This is a genomic window from Gordonia terrae, from assembly GCF_001698225.1.
GTDB lineage: Bacteria > Actinomycetota > Actinomycetes > Mycobacteriales > Mycobacteriaceae > Gordonia > Gordonia terrae.
On the sequence record NZ_CP016594.1, the window covers coordinates 2,669,366 to 2,695,867 of the forward strand.

A 26,502-nucleotide genomic window follows, 5' to 3' on the forward strand; every position below is an offset into this window, starting at 1 on the left:
TATGTACGAGGCACCTCCGGACACAAAATGCGCCGGCTCTGATCGGGTCGAGATCAACAAGCTCGGCGCCGACCTCACCCACGCTGCCAACGTCCTACGAAATACCTCGTCAGCGATCGGCCCGAATCGCACCACGGCGCTGCTTCGCGCGCTCGGACTGGAACGGGACAAGTTCAGCGTTGCCGACGACTGGACTGTACGAGACACCCGGGACTATGCGGCCGAGCTCAAGGGCGTGGAGGCGGGGAGCGCGACCGAAAGTGCGATTCTCGCCGACCAGGCGTCGCGTTCTGAAGAAGCCAAAACGGCCACCCTCTCGCTTCAGTCACTGGCAGACCAGATGGGTGAGGACGATCGCAATGGGGCGCGAGTGCTCGCGACGGCCTTCGGGGACGCGGAGGGCAATGCGCCGTTGGCGTCGAGCTACTCACCGGGCCAGGCCAGTATCGATGTCCAAGCCATCATGAGTGGGACCGCCACGAGGGAGCAGAAGGATCGGTTCTTCAGCGCGACCAGCCTGACCCCGGAACAGCGTGCAGCGCTGGCCCGCGGAGATTTTGCGGTCATTCCCAAGGAGCAGTTCGACTACCTGAAGGCGATCTATACGCCGAACTGGGGTGGCGGTCCCGAAGGGCACCCACTGTCCCTCGGCGCCTTGGTGTCGTTCGGCGACAAGTACACCGGCGCTGAGCGAGAAACTCTGAAGCAGAGTCTCGCTGACGGTGTGTACATGCTCGGGAACCGCAACCTGCGGACCGGGCAGACCGACTCGAATGTGTTTGCCGAGATCTGGGGGACTCAAGCACCATTCGTGACCGGCGGGATGAGTCAGCTCCCGACGCCGATCCGAGACGCGCTGACCGAATCTGCTGCGAGTAAGGGGCGGCTGACGGTTCCGGACTCAGGCGCGCACTCCGGCGGCCACAGGTCCGTCACCGATCTGAAGACCTTCGACGACCTCAAGTCGGTGATGGACATCTTGGAACATCGCTCGGTCGATCCGGCAGGTGGAGTGTACGGTTCGGAGTCCGTGCAGTTGGGAAGCGACGTCGACCGGGCATTGATCGCGAGAGCCAGTGAGATCGCAGGTGCAGGTGCCACTGAATATGCCTCCAATCCGGGCCTGTTGGATCACAATCTCGTCGGTAAGGGCGAAGTCGAAAGTCTCCTGGTTCACATGCTCGGGGTCGCGGGCAGTGATCACATCGCGGTACACGACGCAGTGATGTCGGCAACCGGCAATCCGTCCAGCAGCACGATGCCGACCACGTTCGATATGGACGGCACCGAGCGGTCATTCAAGGATGCCGAAGCCCTCAAGCATCTACTGACGTTCGATTGGACCGATGAGGCGGGGCATGAGAGCGACGGCATCAACAAACTCTTCAACTGGATGCCAGGCGTCGCCAACACGCCAGATCACGCAACTGCGGAACAGATGGCCGACAGTGTTAGGTCGGGCGAGGTCGCCAGCGCTTTGGCTCGATTCATAGCGGACAACAAGGTTGACTTCGCAGACGTTAACGGCTCACCGGAATCTCTTGGCGCGCTGAACCCTGAACTCACGCGAACCTTGGCTTCGGCCGTCGCGCCGTACTTGGCCGAACTCGGAGGCGCAGATTCCGATATATTCGAGACTCGAGGCGTTGTGCCTCTCGATGACGCATATGACTTCAAGGCGCTGTTCCATATTCTGGATACAGACCCGGATGCAGGACGAATAATCAACACGAATGCCATGCTGCAGGCGAGTGCACTAGAACAGATATTCGGAGCCGACGCGACTCGTGCCGGGTTGGGCGAGGTTGTGGGGCGGTTGCATGGCGCGATGACCGGTGGATTGAACGAGATGCTCGACGAGGATGTCGCCGACAAACGTTATGAGGCCGCACGTGATTATGCCCTACACGGTGCTGCATTCGATTCAGTGAAGTCATTGGGGCTCGCGGCCCCCAACCTGAATCCGCTCTTCAAAACGTTCGTAGATGTTGCTTCGCCGTCGCTTAAGCTGGGCGTGGTCGGGATGCCGCCGAATCCGGACGATATCAGCCCAGATGTCCAGTTCAACGAGGTTCGCGCAAGCGTTTTCAGAGGGACTAATCTGGATTCGGTCTATCAAGGACTGCTTGAGGGATATATACGAAGTAACCCCAGCTTCTTAAATAGCCTAGAAATGCGCGATATTTATGGCGACCGAATGGATGACCCGGAGTTTGTCGAAAATCTACGACGCAACGGGCTCGTTGAGGGTGGCGACACAAAGAAGATCAATTCTGTGGTGCAAGGCATATTCGGTGACCGGGACAACGATTTCCTGAACGAGTACGAGAATCAGCTGAACAGGTTGAAGGATCCCAAGCTCCCGAAGGGTGCTGGGTGGTGAGGAATCTGCTACTGCGTGGTGGCAGGGCATTTCTGGTGATACTTACGGTGCTTGCGCTGACCTCGTGCGTCGGAGCCAGTAACAACCAGGACAGAGAGGCGTCCCCTGGTAGTGCCACTCGAGATGAGGGCCTACCGTCCGGTTTCGACGTCACCTTCCGATGGCCAGCGAATGACCGCTTCGATCCGATGAGTGCGGAGGGTACGTTCATTCGGGCATACGTGGAGTCGTTTTACTTGGCGCAGGAGGGGCAGTCGTTGTCGTGGGCGTATCCCGGTTTCGTGGACGCTTCGCCCTCAGATACCGAGGCCAAGATGCGGGCTCTGCCGAGTCAGAGTGCATCGTCGAAACTGGTGGGGACGTCAACCTTTAGTGTGCTGAGCCGTCTGCAGCGAGGATACCGCACTCGTGTTGTGCTGTGCGAGTTCGGTTATCACTCCTCTGTCGATAGCTCAGGGGCGAAACGCTGGCGAACTCATCCAAAAAGCAGTCTGGCTTCGATAATCGAATTCTCTAGATTGGGGCAGGCCCCGCCGGCAGGGCAGCGCGGGATTGCACGAAGGCCGGACAGTGATGTGTTCGGTGACTGGAAAGTCGACGACTTTGAGTTTCTCGCTTCCGCGGGCGGGTTCCCCGAGGAAGCCGAAGGGTGCAATGCCGAGCCGCTCCCTGCAGGAGTGCCCGCGGAGGCTGAGGTCCGCGGCAGCGGACCCGTGCCGCGCTCTCCGCAGCCCCAGGATCCTGGCTGGCCCGTAGGCTCGGCACTGTGACTGTGTTCATCGCCGGGTCCCGGAGGATCACGCCCGAACTCTGCTGACTTCCAGGTCCGGAGTGGCGAAGTCGTGAAAGGTCGGGACTTCCGTGGACCCGGCCCGACCGCTATACGTCCGTACGAACCCCGCGCCCTACACTTGTCGACCATGTGCACCGCTGGCACCGCGCCCATGATCGCCCCGTCCATCCTCTCCGCGGACTTCGCGAACCTCGCGGCCGAGGCCGCTGCCGTGGCGCGGCCGGGCGAGACCCGCGCCGATTGGTTGCACGTCGATGTCATGGACGCGCACTTCGTGCCGAACCTGACCCTGGGACTCCCCATCGTCGAGAGCCTGCTGAAGGCCACCGACATCCCGCTCGACTGCCATCTGATGATCGAGAACCCGGAGCGCTGGGCGCCGCCGTATGCCGAGGCCGGCGCGCACAACGTCACCTTCCACGCCGAGGCCACCGAGAACCCGATCGGCGTCGCCCGTGACATCCGCGCGGCGGGGGCGAAGGCGGGGCTCTCGATCAAGCCGGGAACCGCGCTGGAGCCGTACCTGGAGATCCTGCGCGACTTCGACACCCTGCTGATCATGAGCGTCGAACCGGGCTTCGGTGGTCAGAAGTTCATTCCGGAGGTCCTCGAGAAGGCCCGCGCCATCCGGAAATTCATCGACTCCGAGGATCTGCGGCTCCTCGTCGAGATCGACGGTGGCATCAATGCGGACACGATCGAAGAGGCCGCCGAGGCCGGCATCGACTGCTTCGTCGCCGGATCGGCCGTCTACGGTGCGGACGACCCCGGACAGGCCGTCGCCGCGCTCCGCGAATCGGCTGCCGCCGCTCGGGCTCAGAGCCAGGTCTGACCCGATGGACATCGCCGCCGCCATGGAACGCGCGATCAGCGCGTCCCGGGAGGCGATGGGGATCAGCTCACCGAACCCGCCCGTCGGCGCGATCATCCTCGCCGCCGACGGCTCTGTCGTTGGCGTCGGGTCGACCCAACAACCCGGCGGACCGCACGCCGAGGTGATGGCACTACGAGCCGCGGGCGACGCCGCGCGCGGCGGCACCGCGATCGTCACCCTCGAACCGTGCAACCACACCGGTCGGACCGGCCCGTGCGCGCATGCCCTCGTCGAGGCGGGCATCGCCGAGGTCCACTACGCGGTGAGCGACCCCAACCCGGTCGCCGCCGGCGGCGCCGACACGCTTCGGGCTGCCGGGGTGCGCGTCACCGGGGGAGTCGGCGCCGCCGACGTCGAGAACGGTCCGCTCCGCCCGTGGCTCACCCGGCAGCGTCTCGGCCGGCCCCACGTCGCCGCGAAGATCGCCGCCGGAATCGACGGCCGGATCGCCGCGCCCGACGGCACCAGCCAGTGGATCACCGGTCCGGCGGCCCGCGATCACGCGCACGCACAGCGCGCCCGGATCGACGCCATCGTCATCGGCACCGGCACCGCGCTGGCCGACAACCCCACGCTCACCGCGCGCACCGCCGACGGCATGCTGTATCCGCACCAGCCGGCGCGGGTCGTTCTCGGCCATCGCGACCTCCCGGCCGACGCCCGCCTCCGGGATCCGGCCGGTGGCCCGCTGATCCAGGTCGACTCCCACGACCCCGCCGACGTCCTCGCGGCACTGCCCGACGCGTTGTGGGTGCTGGTCGAGGGCGGGCCGCACATCCTGGGGGCGTTCTTCGCGGCCGGACTCGTCGACGAGGTACACACCTACGTCGCCCCGCTGGTGCTGGGCGCCGGTCGCAGCTCGGTCGAGATCCCGGGGGTGACCACCCTCGCCGACGGCCTGCGCTTCCGCACGAGCTCGGTGACCCGGCTCGGCGAGGACGTCCTCGTCACCCTGGCGCGACCGTCGACAACCTCGCGCGACAACTGAGCGACGCGACATGTCGGCGACGCTTTTCACTCACCGGAATCGCAATGCGACTGACATCGCGGACCGTGCTAGCGTCGATGTCACCAGTTCTCGGGGCGGGGTGAGATTCCCCACCGGCGGTGATGAGGGTGCGGTGGATCCGCATCGTCCAGCCCGCGAGCGCCTGCCACCAGGCAGGGACAGCAGATTCGGTGCGAATCCGAAGCCGACGGTCACAGTCCGGATGCGAGAGAACAGGCGACACGAGGCCGCCCTGTCTGCTCCGAGCGAGCAGGAGGAGTGCGTGTTCACCGGAATCGTGGAAGAACTCGGCGTCATCGCCGACCGCGAGGATCTCTCCGACGCCGCCCGATTCACCGTGCGCGGGCCAGTGGTCACCGCCGACGCCGGTCATGGCGACTCGATCGCCGTCAACGGCGTGTGTCTGACCGTCGTCGACCTCCGTCCCGGTGAGTTCACCGTCGACGTGATGGGCGAGACGCTGCGCCGCAGTTCGCTGTCCGACCTCGCCGCCGGAAGCACCGTCAACCTCGAGCGCGCCATGCCCGCGAACGGTCGTTTCGGCGGCCACATCGTGCAGGGACACGTCGACGGCACGGGAACGATCGCTGCGGTCAGCCCGTCGGAGAACTGGACGGTCGTGCGGATCGCCGTTCCCGAGACGCTCACGCGCTACCTCGTCGAGAAGGGATCGATCACCGTCGACGGTGTCTCCCTCACCGTGTCGGCGGTCGGCGGATCGGGCGACGACTCCTGGTTCGAGATCTCCCTGATCCCGACGACCCTCAACGAGACCAATCTCGGCGCCGCCCGGCCCGGCACCGTGGTCAACCTCGAGGTCGACGTCATCGCCAAATACGTCGAGCGCCTTCATCTGGGTTCGGACACGACTGGTACTCCTGATGTTGCGGGGACGAAATGAGCACAACGAGTGAGGTTCTGATGAGCGAGTCGCCAAATGACGGTGATGACGTGACCGCAGCCGGGCAGACCGGCGTCGCGTTCGACACGATCGAACGCGCCATCGCCGACATCGCGGCGGGCAAGGCCGTCGTCGTGGTCGACGACGAGGACCGCGAGAACGAGGGCGACCTGATCTTCGCTGCGGAGAAGGCGACCCCCGAACTGGTGGCGTTCATGGTGCGCTACACCTCCGGCTACCTGTGCGTCCCGCTCGACGGCGACGCCTGCGACCGACTCGGTCTGCCGCCGATGTACTCGATGAACCAGGACAAGCACGGCACGGCCTACACCGTGACCGTCGACGCCCGCGAGGGCATCGGGACCGGCATCAGCGCCGCCGACCGTGCCACGACGATGCGCCTGCTGGCCGATCCCGACGCAGCCGCGGCCGACTTCACGCGCCCCGGCCACGTGGTCCCGTTGCGGGCGAAGGAAGGCGGCGTGCTGCGCCGTCCCGGGCACACCGAGGCAGCGGTCGACCTCGCCCGCCTCGCCGATCTGGCGCCGGCCGGGGTGATCTGCGAGATCGTCAGCCAGAAGGACGTCGGCTCGATGGCGCAGACCGACGAGCTGCGCGTGTTCGCCGACGAACACGACCTGGCGCTGATCTCGATCGCCGACCTCATCGCCTGGCGTCGTCGTCACGAAAAGCATGTGGTGCGCGTCGCCGACGCCCGGATCCCCACGCGCCACGGCGATTTCCGCGCGGTCGGGTACTCCAGCGTCTACGACGACGTCGAACATGTCGCGCTCGTGAAGGGCGACATCGCCGGCGGTGACGCCGACGGACACGACGTGCTGGTGCGCGTGCACTCGGAGTGCCTGACGGGTGACGTCTTCGGTTCGCTCCGCTGCGACTGCGGTCCGCAACTCGATGCGGCGATGGAGATGGTGGCCGCCGAGGGCCGGGGCATCATCCTGTACATGCGGGGCCACGAGGGCCGCGGCATCGGCCTGCTGCACAAGCTGCAGGCCTACCAGCTGCAGGACGCCGGCTCCGACACCGTCGACGCCAACCTCGAACTCGGTCTGCCCGCGGATTCGCGCGACTACGGACTCGGCGCCCAGATCCTCGTCGACCTCGGGGTGCGGTCCATGCGACTGCTGACCAACAACCCGGCGAAGCGCGTCGGGCTCGACGGATACGGCCTGCACATCGTCGACCGCGTCCCGATGCCGGTGCGCGCCAACGCCGAGAACCTGCGCTACCTGCGCACCAAGCGGGATCGAATGGGCCACGATCTCGTCGGCCTCGACGATCACGCCCACTCCGACAACGCCCAGCCCACCGACGGCGCATCTGAAGGAGCACCTGCATGAGCGGCCACGGAGAGCCGACCCTCGAACTCGCCGATGCCGGGGCCCTGCGTCTCGCCATCGTCTCGTCGCAGTGGCACGAGACCGTCTGTGGCGCACTACTCGACGGGGCCATCCGGGCCGCGCGCGACAACGGCGTGACCGAACCGACGATCGTGCAGGTCGCGGGCGCCATCGAACTGCCCGTGATCGTGCAGGCGCTGGCCCGCACCCACGACGCGGTGGTCGCCCTCGGTGTCGTGATCAAAGGCGAGACACCGCATTTCGACTACGTGTGTGACGCCGTCACCGCTGGTCTCACGCGGGTGTCGCTCGACGAGTCGACACCGGTCGGCAACGGTGTGCTCACGGTGCTCACCGAGGACCAGGCGATCGCACGCGCCGGCCTCCCGGGCTCGACGGAGGACAAGGGCGCCCAGGCAACCGTCGCCGCACTGGCGTCGGCGCTGACCCTGCGCGCACTGCAGCGCGGCGAGACCCTCCCGGCGGCCGTCGGAGGAGCATCGGCGTGAGTCCTGCGGACACCCCGCCGACCGGCTCCGACGCGGCCGGGTGGGACCTGGTCTACCGGCCCCGCAACCTGCCCCGGTGGGCCATCGCGGCGGCCGTGGTGGTGCTCGCGATCCACATCACGTTCGGTCTGCTGCTGACGATCGACGACGTCGGCGTCCGCAACCTCGGCGGCTCCGACCAGGTCGCGATCATCCTCATCGGGGTGCTGGTCTCGGCGGCCATCCTGCTGTTCACCCGGCCGCGGCTGCGCGTCGGCGCCGCCGGTGTCGAGGTCCGCAATCTCGCGACGGTCCGACTCTTCGAGTGGGATCGTGTTCTCGGTCTCACGTACCCGGAGAAGGGTTTCGGCGCGTGGCTGTTGTTCCCCGCCGACGAACACATCACCGTCCTGGCTGTTCAGGCCGGTGACGGTCAGCGCGCCATCGACGCGATGGGCCGGTTCCGCGAGCTGGAGGAGCGCTACCGCGGGACTGTCCGGCCCGGCCACTAGCCTGGAACACGTGGCCGACCCGACTACCTACCGCCCCGCGCCGGGGTCCATCCCGACCGATCCCGGGGTGTACAAGTTCCGCGACGAGCACCGTCGCGTCATCTACGTGGGCAAGGCCAAGAACCTCCGGTCGAGGTTGACGTCGTACTTCGCCGACATCACCTCGCTGCACCCCCGCACCCGCCAGATGGTGACGACGGCCGCGTCGGTCGAGTGGACCGTCGTCGGCACCGAGGTGGAGGCGCTCCAGCTCGAATACAACTGGATCAAGGAATTCGATCCGCGCTTCAACGTCCGATATCGCGACGACAAGAGCTACCCGATGCTCGCGGTCACGCTGAACGAGGAGTACCCGCGCCTGTTCGTGTACCGGGGGCCACGCCGGCGCGGCGTGCGGTACTTCGGCCCGTACGCCCACGCCTGGGCGATCCGCGAGACGGTCGACCTGCTGACCCGGGTCTTCCCGGCCCGCACCTGTTCGGCGGGGGTGTTCAAACGGCACCGGCAGATCGACCGGCCGTGCCTCCTCGGCTACATCGACAAGTGTTCGGCTCCCTGTGTGGGACGGGTGGACGCCGAGGAACATCGGGAGATCGTCGAGGACTTCTGCGACTTCCTCGCCGGCCGCACCGACCTGATGATCCGCAGGATGGAACGAGACATGTCCGCCGCGGCCGAGGACCTCGACTTCGAGCGTGCCGCCCGGCTGCGTGACGACATCGGTGCGATGCGACGCGCGATGGAGAAGCAGGCCGTCGTGCTCGGCGACGGCACCACCGCCGACGTCATCGCGCTCGCCGGCGACCAGCTCGAGGTGTCGGTCCAGGTCTTCCACGTCCGCGACGGACGGGTGCGCGGTCAGCGCGGATGGGTCGTCGAGCGCAGCGACAACGGCACCGACGGCGATGTGGTGGGGGAGTTCGTCACCCAGTTCTACGGCGCCCAGGTCGATTTCGACGCCACGGTCGACGTCGGCACCGACCGCGCACACGGCGAGTCGATCCCGCGCGAGGTGCTGGTCCCGGAGTTGCCGTCCGACGCCGGGGAACTCGAGGAGTGGCTGTCCGGTCTCCGCGGCAGCCGGGTGCGGCTGCGGGTGCCGCAGCGCGGCGACAAGAAGGCGCTGTTCGAGACCGTCGCCCGGAACGCGGGCGAAGCCCTTGCGCAGCACAAGCTCCGGCGCGCGGGCGACCTCACGACCCGCTCGGCGGCCCTCACCGAGCTACAGGAGTCCCTGCTGCTCGACCAGGCGCCGCTGCGCATCGAGTGTGTCGACATCTCGCACGTCCAGGGCACCGACGTGGTCGCCTCGCTCGTGGTCTTCGAAGACGGTCTGCCGCGCAAGTCCGACTATCGGCACTACTCGATCCGGCATGCGGCCGGCGAGGGGCACTCCGACGACGTCGCGTCCATCGCCGAGGTCACGCGACGCCGGTTCCTCCGGCACCGCACCGACTCCGACGCGTCGCCTCCGGTGTCCGGGGAGATCAGCGCCGCCGCCGACACGCCGGCCCAGCCCCGGAAGTTCGCCTACCCCCCGAACCTCTTCGTCGTCGACGGTGGCGCGCCCCAGGTGCACGCCGCGGCGGCGGTGCTCGACGAGCTCGGCATCACCGATGTCTCGGTGATCGGACTCGCCAAACGCCTCGAGGAGGTGTGGGTGCCCGGCGACGACGACCCGATGATCCTGCCGCGCAACAGCCAGGCCCTGTTCCTGCTGCAGCGCGTCCGCGACGAGGCGCATCGCTTCGCCATCACGTTCCACCGCAGCAAGCGCAGCAAGCGGATGACCGAGTCGGTGCTCGACGGCGTCCCCGGTCTGGGCCGGACCCGCCGCACCGCGCTCGTGACCCACTTCGGGTCGGTGGCGCGGCTGCGTGAGGCATCCTTGGACGAGATATCCCAGGTGCCCGGAATCGGTCTCACCACGGCGCGTGCGGTCAAGACCGCGCTCTCCGACGAGACCCCGGCGCCCGAACAGACCCCGACCCCGGCCCCGGCGGGAGCCGAGAAGGAGATGACGGTGGCGACCGGTGACGCGGGACGTGGTGGCGATGAGTGACCACACCGAAGGGGAGAGCACGGTGACCGCGACGCAGACCGGAACCGATTTCACGGTGCTGTTCGTGACGGGGATGTCCGGTGCGGGACGATCCACCGCGGCGAACGTGCTGGAGGACGACGGCTGGTACGTCGCCGACAACGTGCCCCCGTCACTGATCTCGACGATGGTCGGGATGGTCCGGGCGGACGATCCCGACATCACCCGGCTCGCCATGGTGCTGCGCGCCTCCGACGACAACCTCGCCCACCAGCTCGAACAACTGCGAGACAGCCTGGAGCAGTCCGGGATTCGCACCCGGCTGCTGTACCTCGACGCCAGCGACCAGGTGCTGGTCCGGCGCTTCGAACAGGTACGCCGGCGGCACCCGTTGCAGGGCAAGGAGACCCTCGTCGAAGGGATCGCCCGCGAACGCGCGATCCTGGCCCCGATCAAGAACGTCGCCGACCTGGTCGTGGAGACCTCCGCGCTGACCGCGGCCAAACTCCGCGCGATCGTCGAGGGCGTCGCGCCCGGTGACACCGAACCCCGGCTCTCGATCGCGGTGCAGTCGTTCGGCTTCAAGTACGGGCTGCCCATCGACTCCGATCTCGTCGCCGACGTCCGGTTCCTGCCCAACCCGCACTGGATCGACGAGTTGCGCGATCACAACGGCCGGGAGGCGCCGGTCCGCGACTACGTCCTCGGTCAGCCGGACGCGGACGGATTTCTCGACCTCTACACCGGGCTGGTGTCGATCGTCGGACGCGGCTATCTTCGGGAAGGCAAGCGCTACATGACGATCAGCGTCGGGTGCACCGGCGGAAAACACCGCAGTGTGGCCATCGCCGAGGAACTGTCGGCTCGTCTGCGCCGCGCCGTAGACGACGCCGGGACCGCGTCCTACGACGTCCGGGTGATGCACCGCGACCTGGGGCGCGAATGAGTGCCCGGGAGCCCCGCATCGTCGCCCTCGGCGGCGGACACGGCCTCTATGCCACGCTGACCGCGATGCGCTACCTCAGCGCCGACATCACCGCGGTGGTCACCGTCGCCGACGACGGCGGATCGTCCGGGCGCCTGCGTGCCGAGCTCGGGCTCATCCCGCCCGGCGACCTGCGAATGGCGCTCGCCGCGTTGATGAGTACCCCCACGGGGCTCGAGGACTCGCCGACCGCCGATCCGCTCGCCCGCCGTCGACAGGAGCTGTGGGCCGAGGTCCTGCAGCACCGATTCGGCGGCCGCGGGGCACTGGCCGGACATCCCATCGGCAACCTCCTCCTCGCCGGGCTCACCGAGGTCCTCGGCGACACGGTCGGGGCGCTCGCCGAGTTGCGGGCCACCTTCGGTATCACGGGGCACGTGCTGCCGATGTCGACCGTCCCGCTCGACATCGAGGCCGACGTCTCCGGACTCGAGGCGGACCCGCGGATCAGTCGCGAGATCCGCGGCCAGGTGGCCGTGGCCACCACACCCGGCAAGGTTCGCCGCGTCCGGCTGCTGCCGAACGATCCGCCGGCCTGCGAATCAGCCCTCGCCGCAATCGAATCGGCCGATCTCGTGATGTTGGGGCCGGGTTCCTGGTTCTCCAGTGTGATCCCGCATGTGCTCGTGCCCGAGCAGCTGAAGGCACTGCAGCGCAGCCACGCTCGCAAGGTGCTGGTGGTCAATCTGGCACCCGAGCCGGGGGAGACGCCGGGGTTCTCGGTCGAGCGGCACCTCCATGTGCTGCACGCGCACGCGAACACGTTCCGGGTCGACCACGTCCTCGTGGACGCGTCGTCGGTCCCCGCCGGGCGGGAACGTGACCACCTGGTGCGGGCGGCCGGATTGTTCGGCGCCGAGCTGAATGTCGGGGACGTCGCGGTGCCCGGCCGACAGGTCCATGACCCGGCGAAAGTCGCCGCCGTGGTGAACGAACTGTGCGAAGGTGAACTGACCCGTTACTCTGGCCGAGCGGACGCCTGACCCAGGCGAAGTCTCCGCGATTCTTCGAGGGACGTGTGGTCTGTTGACAGGAGGACAGGTACCGGTGGCGATGACGGCGGCGGTGAAGGACGAACTCAGTCGCCTGTCGGTGACTCAGGTGAGTTGCCGGAGAGCCGAGGTGTCGGCGTTGCTTCGATTCGCCGGTGGCCTGCACATCGTCGCGGGCCGCGTGGTGGTCGAGGCCGAGGTCGACATGGGCAACGTGGCCCGCCGGCTGCGACGCGAGATCCACGACCTGTACGGCTACGCCTCCGACGTCCACGTCCTACGGGGCGGCGGACTGCGCAAGTCGGCGCGCTACATCGTGCGGATCACCAAGGACGGCGAAGGCCTGGCCCGGCAGACCGGACTCCTCGACCTGCGTGGCCGGCCGGTGCGCGGCCTGCCCGCACAGGTCGTCGGCGGCAGTGTCGCCGACGCCGAGGCCGCTTGGCGCGGAGCGTTTCTCGCCCACGGCTCGCTCACCGAACCGGGCCGGTCGTCGGCCCTGGAGGTCAGTTGCCCCGGACCGGAGGCGGCGCTCGCCCTGGTCGGCGCGGCGCGGCGACTCGGTGTCACGGCCAAGGCGCGTGAGGTCCGCGGCGCCGATCGGGTCGTCATCCGCGACGGCGAGGCCATCGGGGCGCTGCTCACCCGCATGGGCGCCCACGACACGAGGCTCGTCTGGGAGGAACGTCGGATGCGGCGGGAGGTCCGCGCGACCGCCAACCGCCTGGCCAACTTCGACGACGCCAACCTGCGTCGCTCGGCGCGTGCGGCGGTCGCGGCCGCGGCCCGCGTGGAACGCGCACTGGACATCCTCGGCGACGAGGTGCCCGACCATCTCATCGCCGCCGGGCAGCTCCGCATCACGCACCGTCAGGCGTCACTGGAAGAGCTCGGCCAGCTCGCCGACCCGCCGATGACCAAGGACGCCGTCGCCGGTCGAATCCGGCGGCTGCTGTCGATGGCCGACAAGAAGGCGCGCCAGGACGGCATCCCCGACACCGAATCCGCGGTCACCTCCGAGCTGCTCGACGAGGCCTGAGTCACGCGTCCGAGGACCATAGGCGTGCCCGACCCGGACCTGCGGTGTGCCGAGCACAAGGTCGCCTACTAGGCTGGTGGCGACGTGCGCGGAGGCGTGACCACTCAGGTGTGCTTTCGCTGACCGCTCACGCGCGGCCAGACAGGGCTTGACCACCAGGCCCGACCATGAATACCGCTAAGGAGCACAACTGTGACTGTTCGGGTAGGCGTCAACGGATTCGGCCGGATCGGCCGCAACTTCTTCCGCGCCGTCGAAGCGCAAAAGGCTTTGGGCACCACCGACATCGAGATCGTCGCGGTCAACGACCTGACCGACAACGCGACCCTCGCACACCTGCTGAAGTTCGACTCCATCCTCGGTCGCCTCGCCGACGACGTCACCCTCGAGGGCGACGACACCATCGTCGTCGGTGAGCAGAAGATCAAGGCCCTGGAGGTCAAGGAAGGCCCGGCCGCGATCCCGTGGGGCGACCTGGGCGTCGACGTCGTCGTCGAGTCGACCGGCATCTTCACCGCTCGCGCCAAGGCGCAGGGGCACCTCGACGCCGGCGCCAAGAAGGTCATCATCTCCGCTCCGGCGTCGGATGAGGACATCACGATCGTGATGGGCGTCAACGACGACAAGTACGACGGCAGCCAGAACATCATCTCCAACGCGTCGTGCACCACCAACTGCCTCGGCCCGCTGGCGAAGGTCCTCAACGACGAGTTCGGCATCGTCAAGGGCCTGATGACCACCATCCACGCCTACACCCAGGACCAGAACCTGCAGGACGGCCCGCACAAGGACCTGCGTCGTGCCCGCGCCGCGGCCATCAACATCGTGCCGACCTCGACCGGTGCTGCCAAGGCCATCGGCCTGGTGCTCCCGGAGCTGAAGGGCAAGCTCGACGGTTACGCCCTGCGCGTCCCGATCCCCACCGGTTCGGTCACCGACCTCACCGCGCAGCTGTCGAAGACCGCCACCGCCGACGAGATCAACGCGGCGCTCAAGGCGGCTGCCGACGGTCCGCTCAAGGGCATCCTCAAGTACTACGACGCGCCGATCGTCTCGTCCGACATCGTCACCGACCCGCACAGCTCGCTGTTCGACGCCGGCCTGACCAAGGTGATCGACGACCAGGCCAAGGTCGTGTCCTGGTACGACAACGAGTGGGGCTACTCCAACCGCCTCGTCGACCTCATCGGTCTCGTCGGCAAGTCGCTCTGACCCGCCCCCAACGACCTTAGGAGTCAACGCCTCATGGGTGTTCCCACTCTGAAAGACCTTCTGGACGAAGGTGTTTCGGGCAGGGGTGTGCTGGTCCGGTCGGATTTCAACGTCCCGCTCGACGGGTCGACGATCACCGATCCGGGTCGCATCCTCGCGTCCCTGCCGACGCTCAACGCACTCATCGACGCCGGTGCCAGGGTGATCATCACCGCGCACCTGGGTCGTCCGAAGGGTGAGCCGGATCCGGCGTTCTCGCTGGCGCCGGTCGCCGCCCGTCTCGGCGAGGAACTCGGCCGCAACGTGCAGCTGGCCGGTGATGTCGTCGGAACCGACGCGCTCGCCCGTGCGGAGGGTCTCACCGACGGTGACGTCCTGCTCCTGGAGAACATCCGCTTCGATCCGCGGGAGACCTCCAAGGACGACGCCGAACGCGAGAAGCTCGCCAAGGCGCTCGTCGAGCTCGTCGGCGACGACGGCGCGTTCGTCTCCGACGGTTTCGGGGTGGTGCACCGCAAGCAGGCGTCGGTCTACGACGTCGCCAAGCTGCTCCCGCACTACGCGGGGGAGCTGGTGGCCGCGGAGGTCGACGTCCTGTCGAAGCTCACCGACGAGGTGACCCGTCCCTACGCGGTCGTCCTCGGCGGGTCGAAGGTCTCGGACAAGCTCGGGGTCATCGAGGCCTTGGCTCCCAAGGTGGACACGCTGGTCATCGGCGGCGGCATGGCGTTCACGTTCCTTGCCGCACAAGGCCATTCGGTCGGTACGTCGCTCCTGCAGGAAGATCAGATCGATGTCTGCAAGAGCCTGCTGGAGCGGTTCGGCGACGTGATCCACCTGCCCGTCGACGTCGTGGTGGCCGACAAGTTCGCCGCTGACGCCGAGTCGGACACGGTGGCCTCCGACGCCATTCCCGACGGCTGGATGGGTCTGGACATCGGACCGGAGTCGGTGAAGCGTTTCGCCGCGGTCCTCTCGGGTGCCAAGACCATCTTCTGGAACGGCCCCTCGGGCGTGTTCGAGTTCGAGAAGTTCTCGGCCGGTACCCGTGGTGTGGCCGAGGCCATCGCGGGCGCGACCGGAAACGGCGCGTTCACCGTGGTCGGCGGCGGCGACTCGGCGGCCGCGGTGCGCACCCTGGGTCTGCCCGACTCCGATTTCTCGCACATCTCCACCGGAGGTGGCGCATCGCTGGAGTACCTCGAGGGCAAGGAACTCCCCGGACTGAAGGTTCTGGAGAGCTGATCCATGGCAACTCGTAAACCGCTCATCGCGGGCAACTGGAAGATGAACCTCAACCACCTCGAGGCCATCGCGCTGGTTCAGAAGATCGCCTTCGCCCTTCCGGCGAAGTACTTCGACAAGGTCGACGTCACAGTGATCCCGCCGTTCACCGACATCCGCAGCGTGCAGACCGTCGTCGACGGCGACAAGCTCCTGCTCACCTACGGAGCGCAGGACCTGTCACAGCACGATTCGGGTGCCTACACCGGCGAGATCAGCGGAGCGTTCCTCGCCAAGCTGGGCTGCACGTTCGTCGTCGTCGGACACTCGGAGCGTCGCACGCTGCACGGCGAGACCGACGAGATCGTGCTCGCCAAGACCAAGGCGGCCCTCAAGCACGACCTCACCCCGATCGTCTGTATCGGAGAGGGACTCGACGTCCGTGAGGCCGGGGAGCACGTGGCCCACAACGTGGCGCAGCTCAAGGGCTCGCTCGCCGGTCTGTCCGCGGCCGAGATCGCCAAGACCGTCATCGCCTACGAGCCGGTCTGGGCGATCGGCACCGGCCGCGTGGCCGGCGCGGACGACGCCCAGGAGGTCTGCAGGGCCATTCGCGAGGCGCTGGTGGAGATCGCCGACGCCGAGACCGCGGCGTCGGTGCGCGTCCTCTACGGCGGATCGGTCAACGCCAAGAACGTCGGCGACCTCGTCGGACGTCCGGACGTCGACGGCGCTCTGGTCGGCGGCGCATCGCTGAAGTCCGACGAGTTCGCGACGCTGTCGGCGATCGCCGCGGGTGGCCCCTTGCCCTGACGGGTCATACCCACGCGTACACTGTGGCAGGTTGGCCTCGAGTCGATTCACTTCGTCGATCGGGCCGGCCTGCCACAGCTGTATGTAGGGGCTTTACGGAAGGGCGTTGCGACTCGTGACTGTGCAAGGTGCACTCGACATCGGATTGATCGTGACCAGCGTGTTGCTGATCGTGCTCATCCTGCTGCACCGCGGCAAGGGTGGCGGTCTGTCGTCGCTGTTCGGCGGCGGTGTCCAGTCCAGCCTGTCGGGCTCGAGCGTCGTCGAACGCAACCTCGACCGGCTGACCATCTTCGTCGGACTCATCTGGGTGATCTTCATCGTCGGCGTGGGCGTCGACATCAAACTGTCCGGATAGCATCTCGGGATGCCGCGCCCGGGCTGTCCCGGGATACTTGACGGCATGAGTGAAACCGCCCCCGCACGGGGAGTCCCGGACTGGCGCCCATCCATCTCCATCGTCGACCACATCGTCGTCGACGACGAGGGCCGGGCACTCACCGAACCGCTGCGCGAGGACATTCGTCTCCTCGGCGGAATCCTCGGCGACGTCGTCCGAGAACATTCGGGACGCGACGTGTTCGATCTCGTCGAATCCGCCCGTGTGGCCGCGTTCCGCGTGCGCCGCAACGAGATCGACCGGACCGAGCTCGCCGACATGTTCGTCGATCTCGACGTCTCCACTGCCGTCCCGGTCATCCGGGCGTTCAGTCACTTCGCGTTGCTGGCCAATCTGGCCGAGGACATCCACCGCGAGCGGCGCCGGGCCATTCACGTCCGAGCCGGCGATCCGCCCCAGGACAGCAGTCTCGCCGCCACCTACCGCAAACTCGCCGATGCCGGTCTCGGCGACGACGAGGTCGGTCGGACCCTGTCCGACGCCGCGGTGATCCCGGTCATCACCGCACACCCCACCGAGACTCGCCGCCGCACCGTCTTCGAGGCCCAGAACCGCATCACCGAGCTGATGCGATTCCGCGGCCGCACCGAGCTGATGCCGGACGAGGACGCGGAGGTCACCGAGTCCATCCGGCGTCAGATCCTGACGCTCTGGCAGACCGCCCTCATCCGCCTCGAACGTCTCACCATCCAGGACGAGATCCGTTCGGGTCTGCGGTATTACGACGCGTCGTTCTTCGAGGTCGTGCCGGCGATCAACACCGCGGTGCGCGCCGCGCTGCGCTCGACATACCCCGATGCCGGGCTCGCCGACGATCCGATGATCCGAATGGGGTCGTGGATCGGCGGCGACCGCGACGGCAATCCGTTCGTGAACTCCGACGTGGTGACCCTGGCCACGACCCTCGCGGCGCAGGCCGCCGTCGGACACCACCTGTCCGAACTCGAGAGTCTCGCACAGGAACTCAGCATGTCGGCCCGGCTCATCGACGCCAGCGACACCCTGTTCGACCTCGCCGGGGCCGACGCCGACGACCCGGGGGCCGACGAACCCTTCCGACTCGCTCTGCGCGCCATCCGCTCCCGTCTGCTGGCGACCGCGCGGGACATGTTCGACGACGACTTCCTCACCTCCAGCGAGGAGAAGTCGATCGATGGGCGACAACCGTACGGCGACGCGGCCGAACTGCTCGCCGACCTCGATGTGATCGACGGCGCACTCCGCGCCAACAACGACGACCCGATCGCCGACGATCGGCTGCTCGCACTCCGGGAAGCCGTGCGCACCTTCGGCTTCCACCTGTCCGGGCTGGACATGCGGCAGAACTCCGACACGCACGAGGAAGTGGTCGCCGAGCTGCTCGCGTGGGCGGGGGTGCACCCGGACTACGCGTCGCTCGAGGAGTCCGCGCGAGTGGAGATCCTCTCGGCCGAGCTGAGCGCGCGTCGTCCGTTGACCAGCCCCGACGCCGAACTCAGCGAGCTCGCGACCAAGGAGCTCGGTATCGTCCGGGCCGCCGCCCGAGCGGTTGCGACCTTCGGGCCGGCGGCGGTGCCCAACTACATCATCAGCATGTGCACCTCGGTGAGTGACATGCTCGAGGCGCTGATCCTCCTCAAGGAGGCCGGCCTCTACGACCCAAATGACGGTACGCCGCGGTGTACGGTTCGGGTGGTCCCGCTCTTCGAGACCATCGAGGATCTCCAGCAGGGTGCGCAGACACTGCTCGCGGTCCTCGACGTCCCGTTCTACCGAGCGATGGTGGACTCCCAAAACGGGATCCAAGAGATCATGCTCGGTTACTCCGATTCCAACAAGGACGGCGGCTACATGGCCGCCAACTGGGCGCTCTACCGTGCCGAACTCGATCTGGTCGACGCGGCCTCGCAGTCGGGGATTCGGTTGCGGCTGTTCCACGGACGCGGGGGCACCGTCGGCCGTGGCGGCGGTCCCAGCTACGACGCCATCCTGGCCCAACCGCCGGGCGCAGTCCAGGGCTCGCTGCGCATCACCGAGCAGGGTGAGATCATCGCCGCGAAATACGCCGAGCCGGTCGCGGCGCGGCGCAATCTCGAGACCCTGCTCGCCGCGACCATCGAGTCCTCGCTCCTGGACACCGAGGGCCTCGGTGACGAGTCCGACTCGGCCTACGAGATCATGGACGACATCGCGGCGAAGGCCCGCGCCGCCTACAGCCGCCTGGTGCACGAGACACCGGGTTTCGTCGAGTACTTCACCACCTCGACGCCGCTGTCGGAGATCGGCGCGCTCAACATCGGCAGCCGTCCGGCGTCGCGCAAGCAGACCGAGAAGATCTCCGATCTGCGCGCGATCCCGTGGGTCCTGTCGTGGACGCAGTCACGCGTGATGCTGCCTGGTTGGTACGGCACGGGGTCGGCGTTCGAGGAATGGGTCGCCGACGACCCGGACCGCCTGGAGACCCTGCGCCGCTACTACGCGAAGTGGCCGTTCTTCCGGACCGTCATGTCGAACATGGCCCAGGTGCTGGCGAAGTCGGACATGGGTCTGGCGCACCGGTACGCGCAGCTCGTCCCCGACGAGGAGTTGCGCGACAAGGTGTTCGGCATGATCGTCGACGAACACGAACGCACGATAGCGATGTGCGCGAAGATCACCGGCACCGACGACCTGCTCCACGACAACGCCGCCCTCAAGCGGTCCGTGTACAACAGGTTTCCGTACCTCGAACCGCTGAACCTGCTGCAGGTCGAGTTGCTCCGCCGCTTCCGGGCGGGGGAGGACACCCCCATCGTCCGACGCGGAATCCAGCTCACGATGAACGGTCTCGCGACCGCGCTACGGAACTCGGGCTAGCCGGGGAATCAGGTCAGTTCGGCAGCGGCCGCGTCATCGAGGAACCAGATCGTCTCCTCGGTGCCGCGGGCGCCCGCGGCGGGCCAGTCGGCCGGATCCGCACCGCGATGGGCGGCGCCGACGGCCTCGGACTTGTCGGCCCCGGCGACGAGGAACCACACCTGCCGCGAGCGGTTCACCACGGGCAGGGTCAGGGTGAGCCGGCGGGGTGGCGGTTTCGGTGAATCCTCGACGGCGACAACCGACTTCGTGGTCTCCGCGGTGGCGGCGGTGTGCGGGAACAATGAGTTGATGTGCCCCTCACCACCCATGCCGAGCAGGTGGAGGTCGAACTCGGGTGCCACCCCGTCGCTCGACCGCCCGGCGAGGATCGCGGCGTAGTCGGCGGCGGCTGCCTCGATGTCGTCGCCGAGCGGACCATCGGACGGTGCCATCGGGAACACCCGCGACGGGTCGACGGGCACCTTGTCGAGGAGTGCCTCGCGTGCCTGACCGGAGTTGCGTTCCGGATCGTCGGCGGGGACGAATCGGTCGTCGCCCCAGTAGATGTCGACCTTGGACCAGTCGATCGTGCCGCTGTCCGCGGCCAGTGCCGTGAGGATTCCGATACCGTTGCTGCCACCGGTCAGCACGACGCTGGCGACGCCGCGTTCGGCCTGCGCGCGGGTGACGAGGTCCACGAACCGGGTGGCGGCGGTCTCGACCAGTTGCTGCTTGGAATCGAAGACGAGGGTCTCGGTGGTCATCGGGCGGCAACTCCTTCGGCGTCGTCTGCGAACTCGACCTCGGGCACTCCCTTGAGTGCCTCGACATACACCTCGTCGGTGTCGAGTCGTCGTAATTCTTCGGCGATACAGGCGGGCAGTTCGCGTCGGCCCATCGCCACGCGTCCGTCGGGTTTGCCCGGCATCGAGAGCACCGCGTTGTTCTCCTCGTCCACCGCGAGGATGGTCGGGCCGTCGTCACGGAGGAGCCGGATCTCGAAACTGCCGCGGCGTCGTCGCGTCGGAACCCGCAGGGTCGACCGCAACCACCCGGCGAGGAGATCCACCGACGGCGAGTTCTGCGCGCCCGTCACCTGGACCTCGGTGACCGGGGTGTGCGGCGGACGGTCGAATGCGGAGGCGAGGATCGCGCGCCAGTGTGTGACGTGAGTCCAGGCGAGGTCGGTGTCGCCGGGGGAGTAGGTCGCGAGCCGCTGGGCGAGTACCGCGAGCGAGTCGTCGGCCTTGCCGGCGTCGACGATGCGCCGGTGTCCGAGCTTGCCGAGTGGATCGTCGGCGGGCCGCTCGGGCCCTTTACCGGGCCACCAGGTGACGACGGGGGTGTCGGGGAGGAGGAACGGGGTCACGACACTGTCCGGGTGGTCGGCGAGCTCACCCTGAAGCGACAGCACCACCACCTCGGAGGCGCCGGCGTCCCCGCCCACGCGGATCTGCGCATCGAGCCGAGAGTCACCCTCGCGCACACCGCGATACACGACGATCACGCGGCTCGGATGTTCGCGGCTGGCGCCCACCGCGGCCTCGATGGCACCTTCCATCGGTTCGCCGAGTTCGACGCACACGACCAGGGTGAGCACGCGCCCGAGGCTCAGTGCGCCACCCGCGGCGCGCACCTCGATGATCTTCTTCGCGACTTTTCCGGTCGACGTGTCGGGCAGTTCGACGATCATCGGGAGGCCTCCTGAACGGAACGGTCGGTGAGGGCGTGTGGACTTCTCGTCACGGTCGGCGCCACGCGCGACCGGTCCGGGCCATCATCTCCTCGGCCGAACGCGGACCCCACGTCCCGGACTCGTAGGTGTCGGGCGACCCCGACGCGGCCCAGTGTTCGAGCACCGGATCGAGGATGCGCCAGGACAACTCGACCTCTTCGTTCACGGGGAACAGCGAGGGTTCACCCAGCAGGACGTCGAGGATGAGCCGCTCGTAGGCCTCCGGGGACGCCTCGGTGAAGGCGGTGCCGTAGCTGAAGTCCATGTTGACGTCCCGGACCTCCATGCTCGACCCGGGGACCTTGGAGCCGAAGCGAAGGGTGATGCCCTCATCCGGCTGGACCCGGATCACCAGCGCGTTCTGACTGAGCTCCTCGGTCATGGTCTGGTCGAACGGCAGGTGCGGCGCGCGTTTGAAGACGAGCGCGATCTCGGTGACCCGCCGCCCCAGCCGTTTGCCGGTGCGCAGGTAGAACGGCACGCCCGCCCAGCGGCGGGAGTCGACTTCCAGGGCGATGGCGGCGAAGGTCTCGGTGGTCGAGTCCTTCGCGAAACCCTCCTCCTCCTTGAGGCCCGGCACCTTCTCGCTGCCCTGCCAACCGGGGCCGTACTGGCCGCGGGCGGTGTTCTCGTCGATCGGCATGGCGTTGCGTGTCGCGGCGAGAACCTTGATCTTCTCGGCCTGTAACTGCTTGGGCTCGAAGGAGATCGGCTCCTCCATCGCGATCAGGGCCATGAGCTGGAGCAGGTGGTTCTGGATGACGTCGCGGGCCGCGCCGATGCCGTCGTAGTAACCGGCCCGACCGCCGAGGCCGATGTCCTCGGCCATGGTGATCTGGACGTGGTCGATGTAGTGCGAACTCCACAGCGGGTCGAACAGCTGATTGGCGAACCGCAGGGCCAGGATGTTCTGGACGGTCTCCTTGCCCAGGTAGTGGTCGATCCGGAACACCGACGACTCCGGGAAGACGTTGTTGACGATCGCGTTCAGCTCGCGGGCGGACTCGAGGTCGTGACCGAAGGGCTTCTCGATCACCACCCGCCGCCAGCTGTCGCCGGTGGGGGCGGCGAGCCCGCTGCGCTCGAGTTGCTCGCAGACCTCGGGGAACGCCTTGGGCGGGATCGACAGGTAGAACGCATGATTGCCGTCGGTCCCGCGTTCGGCGTCGAGTGACTTGAGCGTGTCGCGCAGCCTGTCGAAGGCGGCGTCGTCGTCGAAAGCGCCTTGCACGAACCGGAATCCCTCGGCGAGCCGCTCCCACACCTCTTCGCGGAATCCGGTTCGCGCGTGGTCGCGGACGGCGTCGTGGACGACGGCGCTGAAGTCCTCGTCGGTCCAGTCGCGCCGGGCGAAACCGACCAGGGCGAAGGACGGTGGCAGGAGGCCCCGGTTGGCGAGGTCGTAGACCGCAGGCATCAACTTCTTGCGTGCCAGATCGCCGGTGACCCCGAAGATGACCAGGCTGCACGGTCCCGCGATGCGCGGCAGCCTTTTGTCCTGGGGGTCACGGAGCGGGTTGGTCCACGGACCGGTTCCGGTTGAGTCCTCGCCTCCCGCCACCTGGGTTCAGCCCTTGTTCGCCGCGGACAGTTGTTCGGCGGTCGCGCTGAGCAGGTCGTTCCAGGCGTCTTCGAACTTGCTGACGCCCTCGTCTTCGAGAACCTTGAAGACGTCGACGACGTCGACACCGATCGCGGCGATCTTGTCGAAGATCTCCTGCGACTCCGCGGCGAGACCGATGATGGAGTCGGTGTTGACCCAGCCGTGATCGGCGAAGGCGTCCATCGTCTTGCCCGGCATCGTGTTGACCGTGTTGGGTGCGACGAGCTCGCTCACGTAGAGGGTGTCCGGGTAGTCGGGGTTCTTCACACCCGTCGACGCCCACAGGGCGCGCTGCGGCCGGGCGCCCTTGGCGAGCAGGTCGGGGAAGCGGGATTCGACCTCGAAGACCTGCTGGTAGGCCGAGTATGCGAGGCGCGCGTTGGCCAGTGCCGCCTTGCCCTTCAGCTCGACCGCCTCCGGGGTGCCGATGGCGTCGAGCCGCTTGTCGATCTCGGTGTCGACCCGCGACACGAAGAACGATGCGACCGAGTGGATGCGCGAGAGGTCATGACCGGCCTGGCCCGCGGCGTCGAGTCCGTCGAGGTAGGCCTCGATGACCTTCTCGTAGCGCTCGACCGAGAAGATCAGCGTGACGTTCACGCTGATGCCCTCGGCGATGACCTTGCTGATCGCGGGGAGCCCGGCCTCGGTGGCCGGGATCTTGATGAGCAGGTTCGGCCGGTCGACGATCTTCCACAGTTCGACGGCCTGTGCCACCGTCGCGTCGGTGTCGTGGGCCAGGCGGGGATCGACCTCGATCGACACGCGTCCGTCGACGCCGTCGGTCGACTCGAAGGTCGGGGCGAGGACGTCACAGGCGTTGCGCACGTCGTCGGTGGTGACCGTGCGGATGGTCGCGTCGACGTCGGCACCCCGTGCGGCCAGTTCGTTGACCTGGTCGTCGTAGGCATTGCCCTTCGACAGCGCGGCCTGGAAGATCGACGGGTTGGTGGTCACCCCGACGACCGACTTGGTCGCGATGAGGTCCGCGAGATCGCCTGAGCTGATCAGGTCCCGGGACAGGTCGTCCAGCCACACCGAGACTCCGGCGGCGGACAGTTCGGCGAGCTTCTCGTTCTGGGTCACGATTCTCTCCTCTTGGGTTGTGGGCGCTCAGCCTGCGACGGCGCGCTCGGCGGCCGCGGTCACGGCCTCGGCGGTGATGCCGAACTTGGTGAACAGCACCTTGTAGTCGGCGGAGGCCCCGAAGTGCTCGATCGAGACGATCTCGCCACCGGCGCCGACGATGCGGTACCAGGGCATGGCGATGCCGGCTTCGACCGCCACGCGCGGAACCGACGGCGGCAACACGTGGTCGCGGTAGCCCTGCGGCTGCTCGTCGAACCACTCGACACACGGCATCGAGACGACGCGCGCCTTGATTCCCTTCTCCGCCAGCGCCTTCTGTGCATCGACGGCCAGGTGGACCTCGGAGCCGGTGCCGATGAGCACGACGTGGGGGTCGCCCTCGGAGTCGCTCAGGACGTATCCGCCGTTGGCGACTCCCTGCGCGGAGGTGCCCTCGAGGATCGGGATGTTCTGGCGGGTGAGCGCCAGGCCGACCGGGTGGTTGCGGCGGGTCAGCAGGTGCTGCCACGCGTAGGCGGTCTCGTTGGCATCGGCGGGACGCACGACGTCGAGATTCGGGATCGCCCGCAGCGCGGCCAGGTGCTCGATCGGCTGGTGGGTCGGGCCGTCCTCGCCCAGACCGATCGAGTCGTGGGTCCAGACGTAGATCGGGTCGATCTCCATCAGTGCCGCGAGGCGGACCGCGGGACGCATGTAGTCGGCGAACTGCAGGAAGGTGCCGCCGTAGGCGCGGGTCGGACCGTGCAGGGCGATGCCCGACAGGATCGATCCCATCGCGTGCTCACGGACGCCGAAGTGCAGGGTGCGGCCGTACGGGTTCGCCGACCACTTCTTGGTGCTGATCGACGTCGGTCCGAACGACGGCTCGCCGTCCATGGTGGTGTTGTTCGAGCCGGCGAGGTCGGCCGAGCCGCCCCACAGCTCGGGCAGCACGGGCGCGAGGGCGCCGAGGACCTTGCCCGACGCGCTGCGGGTCGCGACGTCCTTGTCGCCCACGTTCCAGCTGGGCAGCACATCGGTCCAACCCTCGGGCAGTTCGTGGGCGGTGAGCCGGTCGAACAGCTTCTTCGCGTCGGGGTTCTTCTCCGCCCAGGCGTCGAACGACGACGTCCACGCCGTGCGCTCCTCCGCGCCGCGGTCGACCAGCTTGCGGGTGTGGCCGATCACCTCGTCGGTGACCTCGAAGTTCTTCTCCGGGTCGAACCCGAGGACCTTCTTCGTCGCCGCGACCTCGTCTTCACCGAGGGCCGCGCCGTGCGCCATGCCGGTGTTCATCATGTTCGGCGCGGGGTAGCCGATGATCGTGCGCAGACAGATGATCGACGGCCGGTCGATGACCTCCTGGGCTGCCTTGATCGCCGCCTCGATGGCGACGACGTCCTCGCCGCCCTCCACGGTCTGCACATGCCACCCGTAGGCCTCGTAGCGCTTGGCGACATCTTCCGAGAGGGCGATGTCGGTGTCGTCCTCGATCGAGATCTGGTTCTGGTCGTAGAACACGATCAGGTTGCCGAGCTGCTGGGTGCCCGCCAGCGAGCTGGCCTCCGACGTCACGCCTTCTTCGATGTCGCCGTCCGAGGCGATGACATAGATGTAGTGGTCGAACGGGCTCTTGCCGGGCGCGGCGTCGGGGTCGAAGAGGCCGCGTTCGCGACGGGCGGCCATCGCCATACCCACCGACGAGGCCAGACCCTGACCCAGCGGTCCGGTGGTGATCTCGACGCCCCGCGTATGGCGGAACTCGGGGTGACCGGGTGTGAGGGAGTCCCAGGTCCGCAGCGCCTCGATGTCGGAGAGCTCGAGCCCGAACCCACCGAGATAGAGCTGGATGTAGAGCGTGAGGCTCGAATGTCCACATGAGAGCACGAAGCGGTCGCGGCCGGCCCAGTCGGTGTCGGTCGGGTCGTGACGCATCACCCGCTGGAACAAGGTGTAGGCGAGCGGCGCGAGGCTCATCGCGGTGCCGGGGTGGCCGCTTCCGCACTTCTGCACTGCGTCGGCCGCCAGGATCCGGGCGGTGTCGACGGCGCGGGTGTCGAGGTCGGTCCAGTCGTCCGGGTGACGGGGGGTGGTCAATGCGCGGATCTCGTCTGTGTCGGCCACGATGCTGATTGTCTCCTGTGCCTGCTCGGTGCGATTCGTACTCGGTCCGTCTTGTACTGGGTGATCGGTACTCGGGGCGATGGGTACTGGGCCATCCGTATTCGGGCAACCGACGATCGTCGGCGCGT

General features: G+C 67.6%; 21 protein-coding genes and 1 riboswitch. Of the genes, 16 read left to right on the forward strand and 5 right to left on the reverse strand.

Features of this window, described 5'->3' with window-relative positions:
• Position 1 precedes the first annotated feature (1 nt).
• The 16 genes from BCM27_RS12125 to ppc all read left to right on the forward strand — a co-directional run bounded on the left by BCM27_RS12125 (position 2) and on the right by ppc (position 19,862).
• Complete coding sequence (locus BCM27_RS12125; RefSeq protein ID WP_004021976.1) at positions 2-2,383, forward strand: TPR repeat domain-containing protein; 2,382 nt, start codon at positions 2-4, stop codon at positions 2,381-2,383.
• Between the two features lie 920 nt (positions 2,384-3,303).
• A complete protein-coding gene (rpe, locus tag BCM27_RS12130) occupies positions 3,304-4,008 on the forward strand; it encodes a ribulose-phosphate 3-epimerase (protein ID WP_004021974.1) in 705 nt (234 codons plus the stop codon).
• Between the two features lie 4 nt (positions 4,009-4,012).
• Positions 4,013-5,038, forward strand: a complete 1,026-nt coding sequence (gene ribD / locus BCM27_RS12135; protein WP_004021973.1) for a bifunctional diaminohydroxyphosphoribosylaminopyrimidine deaminase/5-amino-6-(5-phosphoribosylamino)uracil reductase RibD — start codon at positions 4,013-4,015, stop codon at positions 5,036-5,038.
• 82 nt (positions 5,039-5,120) lie between these two features.
• Positions 5,121-5,277, forward strand: a riboswitch (FMN riboswitch).
• Positions 5,278-5,321: 44 nt separating this feature from the next.
• Entirely contained in the window at positions 5,322-5,960 is a 639-nt protein-coding gene (locus BCM27_RS12140) for a riboflavin synthase (protein WP_004021972.1), read from the forward strand.
• Between the two features lie 20 nt (positions 5,961-5,980).
• Positions 5,981-7,321, forward strand: coding sequence for a bifunctional 3,4-dihydroxy-2-butanone-4-phosphate synthase/GTP cyclohydrolase II (locus BCM27_RS12145; RefSeq protein WP_033203541.1), 1,341 nt, complete (start codon positions 5,981-5,983; stop codon positions 7,319-7,321).
• Positions 7,318-7,830 carry a 6,7-dimethyl-8-ribityllumazine synthase gene (ribH, locus tag BCM27_RS12150; protein ID WP_004021970.1) on the forward strand — a complete coding sequence of 171 codons (513 nt, stop codon included), beginning with the start codon at positions 7,318-7,320 and terminating at the stop codon, positions 7,828-7,830. The genes BCM27_RS12145 and ribH overlap by 4 nt, the downstream gene beginning before the upstream one ends.
• On the forward strand, positions 7,827-8,321 hold the full coding sequence (locus BCM27_RS12155) for a PH domain-containing protein (RefSeq protein ID WP_004021969.1): 495 nt from the start codon (positions 7,827-7,829) through the stop codon (positions 8,319-8,321). The genes ribH and BCM27_RS12155 overlap by 4 nt, the downstream gene beginning before the upstream one ends.
• A gap of 10 nt (positions 8,322-8,331) precedes the next feature.
• Positions 8,332-10,383, forward strand: a complete 2,052-nt coding sequence (gene uvrC, locus BCM27_RS12160; protein WP_004021968.1) for an excinuclease ABC subunit UvrC — start codon at positions 8,332-8,334, stop codon at positions 10,381-10,383.
• A complete protein-coding gene (gene rapZ / locus BCM27_RS12165) occupies positions 10,376-11,308 on the forward strand; it encodes an RNase adapter RapZ (RefSeq protein ID WP_004021967.1) in 933 nt (310 codons plus the stop codon). The genes uvrC and rapZ overlap by 8 nt, the downstream gene beginning before the upstream one ends.
• Positions 11,305-12,330 carry a gluconeogenesis factor YvcK family protein gene (locus BCM27_RS12170; protein WP_004021966.1) on the forward strand — a complete coding sequence of 342 codons (1,026 nt, stop codon included), beginning with the start codon at positions 11,305-11,307 and terminating at the stop codon, positions 12,328-12,330. The genes rapZ and BCM27_RS12170 overlap by 4 nt, the downstream gene beginning before the upstream one ends.
• Positions 12,331-12,400: 70 nt before the next feature.
• The gene (whiA, locus tag BCM27_RS12175) at positions 12,401-13,378 is read left to right on the forward strand and encodes a DNA-binding protein WhiA (RefSeq protein ID WP_174316851.1); all 978 of its coding nucleotides are present in this window, start codon (positions 12,401-12,403) and stop codon (positions 13,376-13,378) included.
• A 192-nt stretch (positions 13,379-13,570) separates the two neighbouring features.
• Positions 13,571-14,590, forward strand: a complete 1,020-nt coding sequence (gap, locus tag BCM27_RS12180; protein WP_004021964.1) for a type I glyceraldehyde-3-phosphate dehydrogenase — start codon at positions 13,571-13,573, stop codon at positions 14,588-14,590.
• A 33-nt stretch (positions 14,591-14,623) separates the two neighbouring features.
• On the forward strand, positions 14,624-15,835 hold the full coding sequence (locus BCM27_RS12185) for a phosphoglycerate kinase (protein ID WP_004021963.1): 1,212 nt from the start codon (positions 14,624-14,626) through the stop codon (positions 15,833-15,835).
• 3 nt (positions 15,836-15,838) lie between these two features.
• The gene (gene tpiA, locus BCM27_RS12190; protein WP_004021962.1) at positions 15,839-16,627 is read left to right on the forward strand and encodes a triose-phosphate isomerase; all 789 of its coding nucleotides are present in this window, start codon (positions 15,839-15,841) and stop codon (positions 16,625-16,627) included.
• 121 nt (positions 16,628-16,748) lie between these two features.
• A complete protein-coding gene (gene secG, locus BCM27_RS12195; RefSeq protein WP_010841002.1) occupies positions 16,749-16,985 on the forward strand; it encodes a preprotein translocase subunit SecG in 237 nt (78 codons plus the stop codon).
• Positions 16,986-17,030: 45 nt separating this feature from the next.
• Entirely contained in the window at positions 17,031-19,862 is a 2,832-nt protein-coding gene (ppc, locus tag BCM27_RS12200) for a phosphoenolpyruvate carboxylase (protein ID WP_033203410.1), read from the forward strand.
• An 8-nt stretch (positions 19,863-19,870) separates the two neighbouring features.
• Here ppc and pgl read toward each other — a convergent pair whose 3' ends face one another.
• From pgl to tkt, 5 genes are read right to left on the reverse strand one after another with little or no spacing between them, the layout of a single operon-like run.
• Positions 19,871-20,608, reverse strand: coding sequence for a 6-phosphogluconolactonase (gene pgl / locus BCM27_RS12205; protein WP_004021959.1), 738 nt, complete (start codon positions 20,606-20,608; stop codon positions 19,871-19,873).
• Positions 20,605-21,537, reverse strand: coding sequence for a glucose-6-phosphate dehydrogenase assembly protein OpcA (locus BCM27_RS12210; RefSeq protein ID WP_004021958.1), 933 nt, complete (start codon positions 21,535-21,537; stop codon positions 20,605-20,607). The genes pgl and BCM27_RS12210 overlap by 4 nt, the downstream gene beginning before the upstream one ends.
• 49 nt (positions 21,538-21,586) lie before the next feature.
• Positions 21,587-23,140, reverse strand: a complete 1,554-nt coding sequence (gene zwf / locus BCM27_RS12215; protein ID WP_004021957.1) for a glucose-6-phosphate dehydrogenase — start codon at positions 23,138-23,140, stop codon at positions 21,587-21,589.
• A 6-nt stretch (positions 23,141-23,146) separates the two neighbouring features.
• The gene (tal, locus tag BCM27_RS12220; protein WP_004021955.1) at positions 23,147-24,268 is read right to left on the reverse strand and encodes a transaldolase; all 1,122 of its coding nucleotides are present in this window, start codon (positions 24,266-24,268) and stop codon (positions 23,147-23,149) included.
• Positions 24,269-24,295: 27 nt separating this feature from the next.
• Positions 24,296-26,374, reverse strand: coding sequence for a transketolase (tkt, locus tag BCM27_RS12225; RefSeq protein ID WP_004021954.1), 2,079 nt, complete (start codon positions 26,372-26,374; stop codon positions 24,296-24,298).
• Positions 26,375-26,502 lie beyond the last annotated feature (128 nt).

Excerpts from the sequence above, each read along its gene's own strand:
- BCM27_RS12125 (WP_004021976.1), top strand. The coding sequence starts at position 2 with ATGTACGAGGCACCTCCGGACACAAAATGCGCCGGCTCTGATCGGGTC.
- rpe (WP_004021974.1), top strand. The coding sequence starts at position 3,304 with ATGTGCACCGCTGGCACCGCGCCCATGATCGCCCCGTCCATCCTCTCC.
- ribD (WP_004021973.1), top strand. The coding sequence starts at position 4,013 with ATGGACATCGCCGCCGCCATGGAACGCGCGATCAGCGCGTCCCGGGAG.
- BCM27_RS12145 (WP_033203541.1), top strand. The coding sequence starts at position 5,981 with ATGAGCGAGTCGCCAAATGACGGTGATGACGTGACCGCAGCCGGGCAG.
- ribH (WP_004021970.1), top strand. The coding sequence starts at position 7,318 with ATGAGCGGCCACGGAGAGCCGACCCTCGAACTCGCCGATGCCGGGGCC.
- rapZ (WP_004021967.1), top strand. The coding sequence starts at position 10,376 with ATGAGTGACCACACCGAAGGGGAGAGCACGGTGACCGCGACGCAGACC.
- BCM27_RS12170 (WP_004021966.1), top strand. The coding sequence starts at position 11,305 with ATGAGTGCCCGGGAGCCCCGCATCGTCGCCCTCGGCGGCGGACACGGC.
- whiA (WP_174316851.1), top strand. The coding sequence starts at position 12,401 with ATGACGGCGGCGGTGAAGGACGAACTCAGTCGCCTGTCGGTGACTCAG.
- BCM27_RS12185 (WP_004021963.1), top strand. The coding sequence starts at position 14,624 with ATGGGTGTTCCCACTCTGAAAGACCTTCTGGACGAAGGTGTTTCGGGC.
- tpiA (WP_004021962.1), top strand. The coding sequence starts at position 15,839 with ATGGCAACTCGTAAACCGCTCATCGCGGGCAACTGGAAGATGAACCTC.
- ppc (WP_033203410.1), top strand. The coding sequence starts at position 17,031 with ATGAGTGAAACCGCCCCCGCACGGGGAGTCCCGGACTGGCGCCCATCC.
- pgl (WP_004021959.1), bottom strand. The coding sequence starts at position 20,608 with ATGACCACCGAGACCCTCGTCTTCGATTCCAAGCAGCAACTGGTCGAG.
- BCM27_RS12210 (WP_004021958.1), bottom strand. The coding sequence starts at position 21,537 with ATGATCGTCGAACTGCCCGACACGTCGACCGGAAAAGTCGCGAAGAAG.